The sequence below is a fragment of the Paraburkholderia sp. Tr-20389 genome, from assembly GCF_017104565.1.
Classification (GTDB): domain Bacteria; phylum Pseudomonadota; class Gammaproteobacteria; order Burkholderiales; family Burkholderiaceae; genus Paraburkholderia.
On sequence record NZ_JAAGPD010000029.1, the window covers coordinates 127,183 to 142,027 of the forward strand.

The 14,845-nt window shown below is 59.8% G+C and carries 13 protein-coding genes and 1 pseudogene; 7 read left to right on the forward strand and 7 right to left on the reverse strand.

Annotated elements, in window-relative coordinates; genetic code table 11:
• Positions 1 to 17 precede the first annotated feature (17 nt).
• Entirely contained in the window at positions 18 to 1,316 is a 1,299-nt protein-coding gene (locus G3N95_RS25070) for an L-fuconate dehydratase (RefSeq protein ID WP_205972757.1), read from the reverse strand.
• 152 nt (positions 1,317 to 1,468) lie between these two features.
• Here G3N95_RS25070 and G3N95_RS25075 point away from each other — a divergent pair, with 152 nt between their 5' ends.
• From G3N95_RS25075 to G3N95_RS25090, 4 genes are all read left to right on the forward strand, one after another.
• Positions 1,469 to 2,230 carry a GntR family transcriptional regulator gene (locus G3N95_RS25075; protein WP_205972758.1) on the forward strand — a complete coding sequence of 254 codons (762 nt, stop codon included), beginning with the start codon at positions 1,469 to 1,471 and terminating at the stop codon, positions 2,228 to 2,230.
• A 47-nt stretch (positions 2,231 to 2,277) separates the two neighbouring features.
• Positions 2,278 to 3,789, forward strand: a complete 1,512-nt coding sequence (locus G3N95_RS25080; RefSeq protein WP_205972759.1) for a sugar ABC transporter ATP-binding protein — start codon at positions 2,278 to 2,280, stop codon at positions 3,787 to 3,789.
• Positions 3,790 to 3,808: 19 nt separating this feature from the next.
• Positions 3,809 to 4,834 (forward strand): ABC transporter permease, encoded by a 1,026-nt coding sequence (locus G3N95_RS25085; RefSeq protein ID WP_205972760.1) that lies wholly within the window; start codon positions 3,809 to 3,811, stop codon positions 4,832 to 4,834.
• 105 nt (positions 4,835 to 4,939) lie between these two features.
• Positions 4,940 to 5,881 (forward strand): ABC transporter substrate-binding protein, encoded by a 942-nt coding sequence (locus G3N95_RS25090; protein ID WP_205972761.1) that lies wholly within the window; start codon positions 4,940 to 4,942, stop codon positions 5,879 to 5,881.
• Between the two features lie 65 nt (positions 5,882 to 5,946).
• Here the strand turns inward: G3N95_RS25090 and G3N95_RS25095 are convergent, their stop codons facing one another.
• Complete coding sequence (locus tag G3N95_RS25095) at positions 5,947 to 6,912, reverse strand: helix-turn-helix domain-containing protein (RefSeq protein ID WP_205972762.1); 966 nt, start codon at positions 6,910 to 6,912, stop codon at positions 5,947 to 5,949.
• Positions 6,913 to 7,021: 109 nt separating this feature from the next.
• On the opposite strand from G3N95_RS25095, the gene G3N95_RS25100 reads away from it, so the two are divergent.
• Both G3N95_RS25100 and G3N95_RS25105 read left to right on the forward strand, forming a co-directional pair.
• Positions 7,022 to 7,315 (forward strand): hypothetical protein, encoded by a 294-nt coding sequence (locus G3N95_RS25100; protein ID WP_205972763.1) that lies wholly within the window; start codon positions 7,022 to 7,024, stop codon positions 7,313 to 7,315.
• A 205-nt stretch (positions 7,316 to 7,520) separates the two neighbouring features.
• Positions 7,521 to 8,159: a GNAT family N-acetyltransferase gene (locus G3N95_RS25105; RefSeq protein WP_205972764.1), complete on the forward strand. Its 639-nt coding sequence runs from the start codon at positions 7,521 to 7,523 to the stop codon at positions 8,157 to 8,159.
• Positions 8,160 to 8,166: 7 nt separating this feature from the next.
• Here the strand turns inward: G3N95_RS25105 and G3N95_RS25110 are convergent, their stop codons facing one another.
• Positions 8,167 to 8,634, reverse strand: coding sequence for a nucleoside deaminase (locus G3N95_RS25110; protein ID WP_205972765.1), 468 nt, complete (start codon positions 8,632 to 8,634; stop codon positions 8,167 to 8,169).
• 109 nt (positions 8,635 to 8,743) lie between these two features.
• The gene (locus G3N95_RS25115; RefSeq protein ID WP_205972766.1) at positions 8,744 to 10,447 is read right to left on the reverse strand and encodes a methyl-accepting chemotaxis protein; all 1,704 of its coding nucleotides are present in this window, start codon (positions 10,445 to 10,447) and stop codon (positions 8,744 to 8,746) included.
• A gap of 151 nt (positions 10,448 to 10,598) precedes the next feature.
• On the opposite strand from G3N95_RS25115, the gene G3N95_RS25120 reads away from it, so the two are divergent.
• Positions 10,599 to 10,946, forward strand: a complete 348-nt coding sequence (locus G3N95_RS25120; RefSeq protein ID WP_205972767.1) for a GFA family protein — start codon at positions 10,599 to 10,601, stop codon at positions 10,944 to 10,946.
• 33 nt (positions 10,947 to 10,979) lie between these two features.
• Here the strand turns inward: G3N95_RS25120 and G3N95_RS25125 are convergent, their stop codons facing one another.
• The 3 genes and pseudogenes from G3N95_RS25125 to G3N95_RS25135 all read right to left on the reverse strand — a co-directional run.
• On the reverse strand, positions 10,980 to 12,308 hold the full coding sequence (locus G3N95_RS25125) for an epoxide hydrolase (protein ID WP_205972768.1): 1,329 nt from the start codon (positions 12,306 to 12,308) through the stop codon (positions 10,980 to 10,982).
• Between the two features lie 553 nt (positions 12,309 to 12,861).
• A complete protein-coding gene (locus tag G3N95_RS25130) occupies positions 12,862 to 14,421 on the reverse strand; it encodes a methyl-accepting chemotaxis protein (protein WP_205972769.1) in 1,560 nt (519 codons plus the stop codon).
• A 287-nt stretch (positions 14,422 to 14,708) separates the two neighbouring features.
• A pseudogene (locus G3N95_RS25135) lies at positions 14,709 to 14,845 on the reverse strand (succinate dehydrogenase assembly factor 2); the annotation flags it as partial.

The window sequence follows — 14,845 nt, forward strand, 5'->3', positions numbered from 1 at the left end:
TCGGTTACGCAACGGCTTTAAGGTTGCCATGCCTCGCCTTCAGGAAAGACATGCATGTCTAACGAATCCGCCTTCATCTCAATGCTATACCCCGGCTTCTTCGGCGGCATATAACGACCGTTTCGAATGACGACGGGGTCGACGAAATGCTCGTGAAGATGGTCGACATATTCGAGCACGCGATTTTCCAGCGACGCCGACACGCAAATGTAGTCGAACAGCGAAATGTGCTGGACGTACTCGCACAATCCGACGCCGCCCGCATGCGGGCACACGGGCACACCGAACTTGGCCGCCATCAGCAGCACGACGATCACTTCATTCAAACCGCCAAGGCGGCAGCTGTCGACCTGACAGAAATCGATCGCCTGCGCCTGCAACAGTTGCTTGAACATCACGCGATTATGGCAATGCTCGCCCGTCGCGACGCCGATCGATCCCAGTCGCTCGCGTATGGCCGCATGACCGAGGATATCGTCGGGACTGGTCGGCTCTTCGATCCACCACGGATCGAATTCCGCCAGGCGCCGCATGTTCGCCACCGCTTCGTCGACGTCCCACACCTGATTCGCGTCCATCATCAGCTTGAGGTTCTCGCCGATCTCTTCACGCAGGATGCGCGCGCGCCGCACGTCTTCTTCCAGATTGCCACCTACCTTTTGCTTGAAATGCGTCCATCCCTGCGCGACGCCTTCGCGCGCAAGCCGGCGGATCTTGTCATCGTCGTAACCGAGCCAGCCCGCGGATGTCGTATAAGCCGGATAGCCCTGCGCCAGCATTTCCTTTTCGCGCGCGCCTTTGGTTTTTGCATGGCGGTGCAGCATTGCCAGCGCTTCGTAAGGCGTGATCGCATCCGTCACGTAACGAAAGTCGAGACAGCGCACGAGTTCTTCCGGGCTCATATCGACGAGCAACTTCCATACAGGCTTGCCGACGGATTTCGCCCACAGGTCCCACACAGCATTCACGACGGCAGCCGTGGCGAGGTGGATCGCGCCCTTGTCGGGACCGATCCAGCGCAATTGACTGTCGGATGTGAAGGCGCGCCAGAATGCGCCCATATCCGCAGCGATATCTTCGAGCTTCCTGCCGACGATGAGCGGCGCCAACGCATTCACCGCCGTCACGCAGATTTCATTTCCGCGCCCGATCGTAAAAGTGAGGCCGTGACCGATAAGCTCTTGCGGCGAATCGGTTTCGAGCGTGACGTAAGTGGCGGAATAGTCCGGCGCGGCATTCATTGCGTCGGAGCCATCGAGAGAACGAGAGGTGGGAAAACGAATGTCGCGAACGGACAGCCTCGTGATCGTGGTCATCTGACACCCTCCAGGGATGGCTATCGACATTGACCTGCTTTGCGAAGACAAACCGCCCGGCACGAACTCGATACGGGTACACCCTGATAAGACGTACCAGGCGATATACCAGGCGTTAGCACGCGTTGACAATGCTCAATCCGCTTCCTAGCATGCTAGCATGTCTTCTGGAAATCAAGCGTGCCGTGAGCTCTTCGTCAGATGTAGCGAATGCCGCCAGCAATCCCTATGTCGCACTGCAAAAGGTCAAAGGCAGCGAACGCGGCAGCCTGACCGACGCGGTGGAACAGGCGCTGAGAGAAGCGATCGTGACATTGCTGCTGGAACCCGGAATGATGATCGACAAGCTGGCCGTGTGCGAGCGCATGGGCGTATCGCGCTTTCCGGTGTCCGCCGCATTGGCGCGACTCGAACATGCCGGACTCGTCGAAGTTCTTCCGCAGCGCGGCACGCGCGTTAAACCCATTGCGCTACACGACATACGTCAGCATCTGTTCATACGCAGCGCGCTCGAAGTCGAGACCGTCCGCGCAGTTGCGCTGATGCGTGACAGCGCGACGATCGACTCGCTCGCCGCCAACCTCGAAGAGCAGCGCAGCGTATTCGAGGACGGCAACCGTCTCGCGTTTCATGTACTCGATCTTGCTTTTCACGAAATCATGCTCGACGCGGTGAATCTGCCGCGCGTGAAAGAAATTGTCGCCGTGTCGCGCAATGCACTCGATCGCGCAAGGCAATTGCTGGCGAGTCCCGAACGGCTCGTGCATACGCTCGACGAACACGAGCGTATCTTCGCAGCCATTCGCGCAGGGAACGCCGATACCGCCGCAAAAGCCATGCACGACCATCTCGACGAGGTAGTTGCCGAGCTGCACCGGTCCGCGAAAGAACGACCGGATATCTTTGCACCATAAGGGCTTCCGTAATGTCTCCGGCTATTTCCTTGCGCGACTGCCATGCCATGACACCGCTTATTTCCGTCAACCGCCTCAGCAAGAGCTTCCCCGGCGTGAGGGCGCTGCACGAAGTGCAGTTCGAACTCATGGCGGGCGAGGTGCATGCGCTGATGGGCGAAAACGGCGCAGGCAAGTCGACGCTGATGAAGATTCTTGCGGGCGTCTATACGCGCGACTCCGGCGAGATTCTCTACGACGGCAAGCCGGTCGATTTCACCAGCCCGCGTGAAGCACAGGCGCTGGGTATCGGCATCATTCATCAGGAACTTCAACTGATGAATCATCTGACCGTCGCGCAGAACATGTTCATCGGCCGCGAGCCGCGCGGGCGTCTCGGTCTGTTTCTCGATGAAGACAAACTGAATGCGCAGGCCCGCGACATCCTCGCGCGCATGCATGTGAATCTCGATCCGCGCACGGTCGTCGGTTCGCTCACTGTTGCCAGCCAGCAGATGGTCGAAATCGCCAAGGCCTTGTCGTTCGATTCGCGCGTACTCATCATGGACGAGCCGACCTCCGCGCTCAACGACGCGGAAATCGCCGAGCTTTTTCGCATCATCCGGCAACTGAAGGAACGCCGTGTCGGCATCATCTACATCTCGCACAAGATGGATGAACTCAAACAGATTTCCGACCGCGTCACCGTGCTGCGCGACGGCGAATATGTGGCTACCGTCGGGACGGCCGAGAGCAGCGTGCCCGCGATCATCGGCATGATGGTCGGACGAAAACTCGCCGACGTCGAGCCTCATCAGAACACGCACACCGCAGGCGGAGTTGCGCTCGAAGTGAAGAACCTGAACGCGGGCCCGCTCGTGAGAAATGTGAGCTTCACGCTGCGCAAAGGCGAAATATTGGGCTTCGCGGGTTTGATGGGCGCGGGCCGCACGGAAGTTGCGCGCGCCGTGTTCGGCGCGGACCCCATCGAGTCCGGCGAGATCTTCGTAAAAGGCGCAAGGGCGCAGATCAAACGGCCTAGCGACGCGGTCGCGCACAGCATCGGCTATCTGTCCGAGGACCGCAAGCGCTTCGGTCTTGCGACGGGCATGGATGTCGAATCGAACATCGTGATGTCCGACCTCGGCAAATTCCTGTCGCTGAATATCTTTCTTCGCCGCATGCAGATACGCAAGCGCGCTTCGCACTTCATTAATCTGCTCGCGATCCGCACACCTTCGCCAACCCAACCGGTGCGACTGCTGTCGGGCGGCAACCAGCAGAAGATCGTCATCGCGAAATGGCTGGAGCGCGATTGCGACGTACTGTTCTTCGACGAGCCGACGCGCGGCATCGACGTCGGCGCGAAAAGCGAAATCTACAAGCTGTTGCGCGCGCTCGCGGCGCAAGGCAAGGCGATCGTGATGATCTCGTCGGAATTACCCGAAATCCTGCGCATGAGCGACCGTATCGTGGTGATGTGCGAAGGCCGTATCACTGGCGAACTCTCCGCCGGCGACGCGACGCAAGAGCGCATCATGCATCTCGCGACGCAGCGCGAAACCCTGAAAGCGGCATGAGCCTGGAGAGGTCAGAGCAATGACACTGCAATCGGATACCGCGGCGCTGTCCAACGAAAGACGCACGTCGGGATTCAGAGCCCGGCTCTTTTCGCCGACGGCTTTGCAAAAGATGCTCGCGTTTACGAGCCTGATTCTGCTGCTGGTTTTTTTCAGCTTCGCGTCGCCCGCATTCATGCAGATGGACAACATCCTCGGCATTCTGCAGGCTACGGCCGTCAACGGCGTGCTCGCTATTGCCAGTACTTTTGTCATCATCACTGGCGGCATCGATCTTTCCGTCGGCACGTTGATGACATTCACCGCCGTGATTTGCGGTGTATTTCTCACGTACTGGCATCTGCCGATGTGGATCGGCGTGGTCGCCGCAATCGCGACAGGCGCGCTATGCGGCACGATCTCAGGTACGTTGACGGCGAAAATGAAAATTCCGCCGTTCATCGCGACGCTGGGCATGATGCTGCTGCTCAAAGGGTTGTCCCTCGTCGTGTCAGTCGACAAGCCCATCTATTTCACGGATACCGAGAACTTCTACATGATCTCGCAGGACTCGCTGATCGCGTACTTCCTGCCGAGCGTGCCCGTGCCGAACGCAGTGCTGATTCTGTTCGTGCTCGCCATCGTCAGTTCGATCACGCTCAATCGCACTGCGCTTGGCCGCTATACCTTCGCGCTCGGCAGCAACGAAGAAGCCGTGCGGCTGTCCGGCGTGAATGTCGATCGCTGGAAGATTGCGATTTACGGCCTGGGCGGCGCAATTTGCGGCGTCGCCGGTTTGCTGATCGCGTCGCGTCTGAATTCGGCACAGCCGGCGTTAGGCCAGGGCTATGAACTCGAAGCGATCGCGGCCGTGGTGATCGGCGGCACGTCGCTCAGCGGCGGCTCGGGCACGATACTCGGCACCATCATCGGCGCTTTCATCATGAGTGTGTTGACCAACGGGTTGCGCATCATGTCGGTCGCGCAGGAATGGCAGATCGTGGTGACGGGTCTCATCATCATTCTTGCCGTGTATGCCGATATCTTGCGGCGCAAGAAGCGTTGAGTGTCATCGCGGGAGTAGAACATCAAAGAAAGGAGAGTAAAGCAGGTACGGCAAGGCTCTCTCAACGGCTGGAGGTCGATAGCCCACCTTAGGAGGAGAAACCCCATGTTGAAAAGAAGACTAATCGGTATCGCGATCGGTGTCGGGGCGCTCGCTGGCGCAAGCAGTCTGACTTACGCTGACGAGCCCTACATTCCGCTCATTTCGAAAGGCTTCCAGCATCAGTTCTGGCAAGCCGTCAAATCTGGCGCGGAGCAATCCGCAAAGGAGCACAACGTCCGCATCACGTTCGAAGGGCCGGAAACGGAGGCAATGGTCGATAAACAGATCGACATGCTGTCGGCCGCGCTTGCCAAGAAGCCGCAGGCGCTCGGCATCGCGGCACTCGACAGCAAGGCGGCCATTCCCCTGCTCAAGCGCGCGCAGTCCGGCAAGATTCCCGTCATCGCGTTCGACTCGGGCGTCGACAGCGATATTCCGCTGACTACTTGCACAACGGACAATCTCGCGGCCGCCGCACTCGCCGCCGACAAGATGGCCGGAATGATCGGCGATTCCGGTGAAGTCGGCGTCATCGTGCACGACCAGACGAGCCGCACGGGTATCGACCGGCGCGACGGCTTCCTGAATGAAATGAAGTCGAAGCATCCGAACGTCAAGATCGTTTCCGTGCAATACGGTGGGGGCGACCACCTGAAGTCGGCGGAAATTGCCAAGGCGATGATTCAGGCCAATCCGAACATCAAAGGTATTTTCGGCGCCAACGAAGGTTCGGCGGAAGGCGCTGCGATCGGCGTCAAAGAGTCTGGCAAAAAGCTCGTGCTGATCGGCTATGACTCAGGCAAGGAGCAGAAGGAAGACATCATGTCCGGCCTGATGGCGGGCGCGATTACGCAGAACCCGATCGGCATCGGCAAGTGCGTCGTCGATTCGGCCGTGAAGGCGCTAAAAGGCGAGAAGCTGCCCAAGAAAGTCGATACCGGCTTTTACTGGTACGACAAGTCGAACATGAACGACCCGAAGATCTCTGCCGTGCTTTACGACTAAGCACGATGCGATGAAGGAGGAAGTATGCACTGCCTCCTTCATCGCGCGTCGCCTGGATCTTTTGACTAGCGCAAATCCGCGCGTAGTTCCCTCACTCCCCGCCCCAGGCGTTGACGCAGCAGCGTTCGCAGCGTCGCACCATCGACATATCCAACTTCCGCCGCAATCGCTTCGAGATCGAGGCCGCTGCCGTGCAGCAGCGATTGCGCACGCTCGACCCGCAAGTCCTGAAAGTACGCGAGCGGCGATTTTCCAAGCACTTCCTGACAACGGCGCTGCAGCGTGCGTGCGCTGGTCGCCAGCGCGTTGGCCGCTTCCTGTAGCGAGAAACCTTCTTTCAGATGATCGCGCGCCCAGCGTTCAAAACGCTGCATGAGCGGGTCCGCCTGCGCCAGATGATTCGGGATGATGTAAGGCGCCTGCAGCGATCGGATATCGGCTAGCAGATAGCGCGAAACGAGCGTGGCCAGTTCCGGACTCGTCTTGCGGATGAGCCACAGCGCGAGATCGAGATGCCCCATCGCCGCGCCCGCCGTCACGCCGATGTCGGACGCGATCAGCATGCGCGATTCGTCGAGCGCGACCTTTGGATAGCGCTGCCTGAAGAGCGGCGCGAGCGACCACGTCGACGTCGCTTCCCGGTGATCGAGCAGACCTGCTTCGGCGACCAGAAAAGTGCCGATGCACGATGCTGCGATCAACGCGCCTTCGGCGTGCCAAGTCTGCAATTGTGCGGTGGCCTGCTTGACGTCCGCACGCGCGAGGGCGGGAATCAGCAGGTCCGGCGTCGTCGCGCCGAGCGCGGGCACGATCACCCAATCCGGCTTCAAATCGGGCGTGATCGGCTGCACGGGAATCGCGAAGCCGTGCCCGGAGCGCACACGCTTGCGTACGCCGACCACAGTCACGTCGAAGCGCGGTGTGACGCCCGGTAGCCGGGCAGCGAGCTTGTTGGCGGCGCCGAGCGAGTCGAGCGTCACAGCGAGCCCCGTATCGAACAATCCATCGAGTGCGAGCACGGCGATGCGCATGGCGTGAATGACCCTAAAGTTGTCATATACGACGATACAGGTTTTCTCGCCCGAAGACTACATTGCACTGCGTCGCGCAACATCGCGCGCCACCAACCAGGAGAGATTCATGAAAGTCATCGCTATCGCCTCGATCACCCAGCCGCTCACGCCGGAGCAGCGTCAGCAGATCATGCCCAACGAAGTGCCCGCTACACTCAAGCTATATCTCGACGGCAAGATCGAACAGTTCTGGTACCGGCAGGATGCGCCGGGCGTGATCTTTCTGATGAACGTCGAATCCGTCGACGAAGCGCAAGTGGCGGTTCATGCGCTGCCGCTCGCTGCCGGCGGCTTTGCGAAGTATCAATTGATTCCCGTCGGTCCGCTGGCGCCGCTGGGTCTGCTGATTCAGAACACGTAAAGCCGAAACGCGCCGGCTCAGTGATTGAAGCGAATCCGCTTCAACGCGCCGGCGCCGATACAGCAAGAATAAAAATGCTGTAAAACCAGGCCAATGATGTGCAAAAAGAAACGCAATGACGCGCAATTCTTTACGACATTTTTTCTTGTGGCACATAAACGCCAACTCTAGACTTCAGTTCATTCTGGAAGCCTGGAGACACATCATGTCGAAGCGCCACGCAACACTCGCCGCGCACTCGCCCCTCGCTCGCATCGAGCGTGGTATCGGCCGCATCGTGCTACGGCGATTCGATCCTTCGCGTGACTCGTACGAGCAACTCACGACCATGCTGCATCGCGCGTTCGCGCGTCTTGGCATGATGGGGCTGAATTGCACGTGTGTGGATCAGGATGTGGCCGTCACGATGCGTCGCGCTCTCGGCGGCGACTGCTTCGTAGTGGTCAGTGGCGGGAAAATCATCGGCACCATGACGCTCTATGCGAGCGACAGCGAATCGGCCTGCGAGCATTATCATCGGCGAGATGTCGCGACGATTCGCCAGCTTGCGATCGATCCGTCCTGGCAAAATCGGGGCATCGGCAAATCACTTCTCGCGTTCGCCGAGCACTGGGCAGCGACGCGCGGCTATGCCGAACTCGCACTCGATACACCCTACCCGGCTTCGCATCTCGTTTCTTTCTATCGCGGGCAGGGATTCCGTATCGTCGATGCATTGCGCTTCGCAGGCAAAGTCTACGATAGCGCGATTCTCAGCAAGGCGCCCGTCGTCGCGCGCACACTGGCGGCATGGACACATCAGATCGCGTTGCCGGGCGCGCGCTATGTTCGCTTTGCTGCATGAACAGACGCTACGCGCCCTGCCGCTCTTTCCAGCTAGCGAAAAGATCCGCGCGTGATTCAAGACGAACCGGCTCGTGATGGATCTTCATCGATTGCTCGGCGAAAGGCTTTGCCAGATCGGCATAAACAGCCGCTGTAGAGAGGCCATAAGGCGCGCCGTCTTCATTGGAATACGCATAGACGACTTCGCCGACGCCCGCCATCCGCATCGCAGCGAGGCACATCGGGCAGGGATGGCCGCTCGCATACACCGTGCAGCCTGCGAGACTCGGCGAACCGAGTTTCCGACTCGCCGCACGAATCGCGTTCAATTCCGCGTGCGAGGTCGGATCGTTGGTGCGTAGGATTTCGTTCACGCCCGTCGCGATCACTTCATCATCCTTGACGATCACCGCGCCGAACGGACGGCCACCGTTTTCGACATTCGCATACGCGAGTTCGATGGCTTCGGCGAGATGACGTTGCTGTGAGGTCATGGGCTGCTCCTGAATTATCGGGTGCGCCTTATTCTGCGCACGTTCCTCATGCAGTATATGCGGTCGCATCGCAACACCTCGATAATTCGAGCGCTCAACAACCGGCCAATCAGAACGTCTCCCAATCGACTGCGGCCGTCACGTCGTTTCGAACCGTGCGTTGCACGACGGCCTTCTTCGCAGACACCGCTTGTTGCTTTGAGGGCATCGCACGCGCCTTCGTTGCGAGCGAGACAGGCTCGCCGCCTTCGAGCCTGAACATCGCCACCGCCGCTTTGAGGCTGTCCGCCTGATCGGCCATCGACTGCGCAGCCGCCGTCGCCTGCTCGACGAGCGCGGCGTTCTGCTGCGTCACCTGATCCATCTGCGCGACAGCCGTGTTGACCTGCTCGATACCCGTCGACTGTTCTGTCGATGCCGCGGCGATCTCGCTCATGATGTCCGTCACGCGCTTCACGGAGCGCACGACTTCGTCCATCGTGTCGCCTGCGTCGTGCACGAGCGTCGAGCCCGTCGTCACATGCGACACCGACGTCTCGATCAGTTCCTTGATTTCCTTCGCAGCCGCTGCGCTACGTTGCGCAAGCGTGCGAACCTCGCCCGCAACGACGGCGAAACCGCGTCCCTCTTCGCCCGCGCGCGCCGCTTCGACGGCGGCATTGAGCGCGAGGATGTTCGTCTGGAACGCAATGCCTTCGATTACCGAAATGATCTCGGACACACGCGATGAACTCGACGAGATGTCGTCCATCGTTGCGACGACCTTGCGCACAACGTCTCCGCCCGTGCTCGCCGTCTGTGATGCATTGCCCGCGAGCGTGCTGCCCTGGCGCGCGTTCTCGGTGTTCTGCCGGACAGTCGACGTGAGTTCTTCCATGCTCGCAGCCGTTTCTTCCAGCGACGCCGCCTGCTCTTCCGTGCGCTGCGACAGATCGGTATTGCCTTGCGCGATTTCGCGTGCCGCCATCGCAATCGACTCCGCAGCCGTCTTGATGTCAGCGACAATCGACGTGAGACGTCCCCGCATCGTGTCGAGCGATCCCATCAGGCTATCCGCATCGCTATTCGAAAGATCGACCTTGACGGCGAGATTGCCCTGCGCGATCTGCGCGGCGATTTCCTGTGCAGTGGCCGGCTCACCGCCCAGTTGCCGCAGGATGCTGCGCGTGATGAACGTGGCCGTGACAAGCGCGAGCGCAATCGATGCTGCGACGATCACTGCAATCAGCACTCGAATATGCGAGTAGGTCGTAATGGCGTCTTGCTGCGCGGCCTGATTCGCCTGATCCTCGAAGTTCGCCAGTTCCGTTGCACGCGCGAGCCACACCCTTTGCGTCGGCCGCGCCTGTTCAAGCAGGAGTTGCGTCGCGACGATCGTGTCGTTCGCCAGACAGAGTTCGATCACCTTGTTCATCGGCGCGACGGCAGCGGCTTCATCCTGCTTGAGCGCCGCCATCAGCGCACGCTCGCGCGGGTCCGTACCAACCTCTTCTGCGAACGAACGATCGAGCTTCTGATACGCATCCGCATACAACTCGTTCTGCTTCGCGATCCGTTCGGCTTCGGCGCGCCTGTCAGCGGCACTCGTGTGGAGCACGACGTTGCGCATCGCGATTGCGCGATCCTGAATCGACGCGCGTAACTCGTTGGCAAGACGCGCTTGCGTACCATTGACGCGTGCAATTTCGTCGAGCTTATCGTTCAGCGCGGATAAACCATAGAAACTGATCAGCGCTACAGCGAGCAGCAAACCCGTCAACAGTCCGAATCCGACTAGCAGACGCGTCGACACCTTCAGTTGGCTCAGTTTCATTGCGGTCGTGCCTTTTTGGTTGGTTACAACTTGTTTACGGCACGCCAACGACCGACTGAAGATGACTTTATGTCACACTGCAAATGGAACGTTCGTACGTCGTTATCATCGACGCGAGACACGCTCGCCAACCACGCATAAGGAGATTGCCATGACGCACAAGGGAAGCTGTCATTGCGGACGCATCGCTTTCGAAGTCGAAGGCGAACCGACCAGCGTCATGGCCTGCAATTGTTCGATATGCCAGCGCAAAGGCTCGCTGATGTGGTTCGTACCCATCGAGCATCTGCACCTGTCGACACCCGCGCACGACACCAGCACGTACACCTTCAACAAGCATGTGATCCGTCATATCTTTTGCCCTGTATGCGGCATACATACTCATGGCGAAGGCACGGCGCCTGACGGCCATGCGATGGCGGCCATCAACGTGCGCTGTCTGGAAGATATCGATATCGATGCACTGCCCGTCACGCACTATGACGGGCGATCGCATTGAGCGCGGCGGCGACGGAAGCCGCCGTGCTCGCATTCAACGCACCGGGCGAAAGCTCGCGCGAACTTCTTCCGTGAACGCTTGCGGCTGCTCCCATGCTGCGAAGTGTCCGCCTTTGGGCAAGCGGTTATAGTGCATCAACTTCGGATACGCCTTTTCTGTCCAGCTCTTCGGCGCAGCGTAAATCTCGTCGGGAAACACACTGACCGCGACGGGGATAGCCACATGCTTAGGCGCAAAGAAAACCAGCTTGTTTTCCCAATACAAACGCGCTGAAGAGATGCCCGTATTCGTCACCCAATACAGCGTGACGTTGTCGAGCACGTCATCGCGCGAAAGTCCCTCCGGTTGATCATCGAACACGCGCGCGATCATCGCCTGACTCGCGGCGTCGTGATCGAGCATCCATGCAGCAAGACCAATCGGCGAATCTTCGATGCCGTACAGTGTCTGCGGACGGTTCGCCATCTCTTGCGCATAACCGAGACCGTGTTTGTAGAAGTAATCCAGTTGTTCGAATGCGTGCTGTTCGTCGGATGAAAGTCCAGCGGGCGCGGGGTTGCCGTACTTGAGTGCAGTCGCGATGTCGTCGGGTACGGTGGCGGGCATGTTGGTGTGAATGGCGAGCAGTTCCGGCGGCGCAAGCAGCGCCATCTGCTCCGTCACGGCATTGCCCCAATCGCCGCCTTGCGCCACGTAACGCGTATAGCCCAACCGCTTCATCAACACGATCCATGCGCGTGCAATACGCTGTGGATCCCACCCTGCCTCTGTCGGCTTGCCTGAGAAACCGTAGCCAGGCAGCGACGGAATCACAACGTCGAATGAATCCGATGCATTCCCGCCGTGCACCGTCGGATTGGTCAACGGTTCGATGATCTTCAGTTGCTCGATGATCGAACCTGGCCAGCCATGCGTGACGATCATCGGCAGCGCATTTTTGCTCTTCGAGCGTACGTGAATGAAATGAATGTCGAGCCCGTCGATTTCCGTCACGTATTGCGGAAGCGCATTCAGTCTTGCTTCGACCTTGCGCCAGTCGTAGTCCGTCGCCCAGTAGCGCGCGAGCTTCTGCATTGTCGCGAGCCGCACGCCTTGCGATGCGTCCGTGACGGTCTCGCGTGCGGGCCAACGTGTTGCCTTGATTCGTCTGCGCAAATCAGTCAGTTGTGACTCCGGCACATGAATGCGGAGTTTGCGAATGGCCGTCTTGTCACCGCCGCCCGTCGCAGACGCCACTTCAGTGACGGCCTGATCCGTTTCTGCAAAAGCGAGCCGGCTCAACGACGCGCTAGCGACGGCAGCAGCAGCCACGCTGATAAAGCGACGACGCGACGGCGCTTGAGGAAGGATATCGTTTTGCATGGAAGCTCCTGTTGGCAAAGCACGATTAGGTGGAGCGATGATCGCTGCTGCGATTTGATATCCGGGGCATACCGCCTTAATGAATGCCCATCTCAAGCGTTCGCACGTCATGCCATCCGGCAAGGCGCATACCGCCACCGCTTCACTGCGAACAACCGTTCGCAGCAATTGAGCGGATTATGTGAAAGCGGGTGCAGCACGTAAATACCAGCGGCAGAACAACACTTGTGATCGTGTCGAACAACTCTTAGTCGATGCTTCAGATCGTCTGACGTTTTGTGACGACCGGTTGTGCGTCAAGTGAAATACAGTAGTGCTATGAAATGCACAATAGACACACGCGCGATCTCAGAGATCTTGCCGATGTCATCCGAACCTTGATGTCATTGGCTCGAACGGCAAATCTGCATCACGCGTTGCGTTGGAACTTTTCCCGGCTTCGAATGAGCGAGAGAGAGTGAGCGGGCATCTTTTCTGGCGCGAAAAAGAACTTCCAGATTATTGCCAGAGCGATACCCGCTAAAAACAGATCGGTTCTATGAAGCAAAAAGAATCAGAACGACTTCGCCAGCTTGAATGCCGACACGGCTTCGCGCATCGTCTGCGCCTGGCTTTCCAGCGCACTCGCAGCCGCAGCAGCCTGCTCGACGAGCGCGGCGTTCTGCTGTGTGACCTGATCCATCTGGCTCACCGCGTGGCCGACCTGCTCGATGCCGTCGCTTTGTTCGGACGTCGCCGTGGTGATTTCGCCCATGATGCCCGCGACGTTGCGCACCGAACGCACGATTTCCGTCATCGTTGCGCCCGCCTTCGTGACGAGGCCGTTGCCGTTCTCGACGTGATCGATGGATGCACCGATCAGCGCCTTGATCTCGCGCGCCGCGCCCGCGCTACGCTGTGCGAGCGTGCGCACTTCGCCTGCGACGACCGCGAAGCCCCGACCCTGCTCGCCCGCGCGAGCCGACTCGACGGCCGCGTTCAACGCGAGAATGTTGGTCTGGAACGCGATGCTGTCGATCATGCCGATGATGTCCGCGATCTTGCTCGAACTCGCGCTGATCTCGGCCATCGTCTGCACCGCGCGCTCGACGACCTCGCCGCCCTGCTGCGCGAGATCGGCAGCATCGGTCGCGAGCTTGTTCGCCTCGCGTGCGTGCTCGGCATTCTGGCGCACCGTCGACGTGAGTTCCTCCATGCTCGCGGCCGTTTCTTCGAGCGATGCCGATTGCTCTTCAGTGCGACTCGACAGATCGAGGTTGCCCGCCGCAATTTCACGCGCCGCCGTGTTGATGGCCTCGCAGCTTTCGCGCACGCCCGACACCGTGCGCGTGAGGCTCGACTGCATACGGTGCATCGCGGCAAACAGCTGACCGATCTCGCTCTTGCTCGCGTCGGGCACGCGCACCGTCAGATCGTTCGACGCGATGCGATCGAGCGCGTCGGCAGCCTGCGCGAGCGGCCCGGTCACCGTGCGCTGCAGTGCGAGGTACGCGAGCAGGATCAGACCGACGGCGATCGCGATGCCGAGCATCACCGTGCCGACGATCCACTGAAAGCGCTGGTTGCCGTTCGCGAGCGCATCGTCGGAAAGCTGGTTTGCGAGCTTCTGGAATTTCTCCACGTTGGCAGAGTAGATCTGACCCGATAGCGTGATGTCGCTGTCGTTGAGCGTTGCATATGCCGCCGTGTCGCCGCTGCGCAGTGCGTCGCAAGCACGATTGAGCGCGGTGGCGAGCTGAGCCGCCGACTCGAGCACCTGCTGCTTGAGCGTGGCGTCGATGCCGTCGAATGCAGGCGCTTTCTCGAAGGCCTGCGTCTCGCGCGCCGACAGATCGAGCGTGCGTTGTGCGCTTTGCAACGCGGAATCGCGCGTCGCCGTGTCGTTGCGTTCCTTCAGCGCCGTGTAAGCGCGCATCAGCGCCGAACGCGTGCGCGCCGTGTCCTTGTAGGCATCGTTGACGAGAATCGTCTGACGCGCCATGTCGCGCAGATTCTGCGCATTGCCGTTGGTGATCTTCAGCGCTCCGATGCCGACCACGCCGCCCAGCAGAATCATCGACGCGAATACCACAAGCAAAGCAAGAAGGCTGGCCCGTACCGTAACGTTGCGCATGCTGATCGATGCCAGCCTGCGCCGGCGATGAGTTGACTAAACCGGTTTAACGGCAATATCGGGGGACGCTTTAGGCTAGCGGCATTTTTTGCCGACTCTCGTCAACAAAAATGCATTTCACGTGCTTACCGCTGGTGGTTTCTGGGGAAACGCGTGGCAATCGACGAGCAACGTCGAAGCACAGTAGAGGCATCTCGCGTCGGGCTGAGTGTTCAGGCTCGCCCGAGCGCGAGATGAGAGACGAGAGGCGCTGCTGTTTGCTGGAACCAGCCTGCGCGCACTGCGGTTCACGCGGTGCGCAGCATCTCCAGCACCCGCCTGACATCTGCGTCGGCGAGGTCGCCTTCCGGTTCCTTGCGTGCGAGCAGCAAGTCCATCAGGTCGTTATCGCTCAGTTCCAGCAGGCGCGTGAGCGCGCCCACGT

What these genes read in the sequence shown, in the direction of transcription:
- G3N95_RS25105 (WP_205972764.1), top strand. Translation starts at nt 7,521, where the DNA reads ATGTCGAAGCGCCACGCAACACTCGCCGCGCACTCGCCCCTCGCTCGC.
- G3N95_RS25130 (WP_205972769.1), bottom strand. Translation starts at nt 14,421, where the DNA reads ATGCGCAACGTTACGGTACGGGCCAGCCTTCTTGCTTTGCTTGTGGTA.
- G3N95_RS25085 (WP_205972760.1), top strand. Translation starts at nt 3,809, where the DNA reads ATGACACTGCAATCGGATACCGCGGCGCTGTCCAACGAAAGACGCACG.
- G3N95_RS25095 (WP_205972762.1), bottom strand. Translation starts at nt 6,912, where the DNA reads ATGCGCATCGCCGTGCTCGCACTCGATGGATTGTTCGATACGGGGCTC.
- G3N95_RS25110 (WP_205972765.1), bottom strand. Translation starts at nt 8,634, where the DNA reads ATGACCTCACAGCAACGTCATCTCGCCGAAGCCATCGAACTCGCGTAT.
- G3N95_RS25070 (WP_205972757.1), bottom strand. Translation starts at nt 1,316, where the DNA reads ATGACCACGATCACGAGGCTGTCCGTTCGCGACATTCGTTTTCCCACC.
- G3N95_RS25125 (WP_205972768.1), bottom strand. Translation starts at nt 12,308, where the DNA reads ATGCAAAACGATATCCTTCCTCAAGCGCCGTCGCGTCGTCGCTTTATC.
- G3N95_RS25120 (WP_205972767.1), top strand. Translation starts at nt 10,599, where the DNA reads ATGACGCACAAGGGAAGCTGTCATTGCGGACGCATCGCTTTCGAAGTC.
- G3N95_RS25075 (WP_205972758.1), top strand. Translation starts at nt 1,469, where the DNA reads ATGCTAGCATGTCTTCTGGAAATCAAGCGTGCCGTGAGCTCTTCGTCA.
- G3N95_RS25115 (WP_205972766.1), bottom strand. Translation starts at nt 10,447, where the DNA reads ATGAAACTGAGCCAACTGAAGGTGTCGACGCGTCTGCTAGTCGGATTC.
- G3N95_RS25080 (WP_205972759.1), top strand. Translation starts at nt 2,278, where the DNA reads ATGACACCGCTTATTTCCGTCAACCGCCTCAGCAAGAGCTTCCCCGGC.
- G3N95_RS25100 (WP_205972763.1), top strand. Translation starts at nt 7,022, where the DNA reads ATGAAAGTCATCGCTATCGCCTCGATCACCCAGCCGCTCACGCCGGAG.
- G3N95_RS25090 (WP_205972761.1), top strand. Translation starts at nt 4,940, where the DNA reads ATGTTGAAAAGAAGACTAATCGGTATCGCGATCGGTGTCGGGGCGCTC.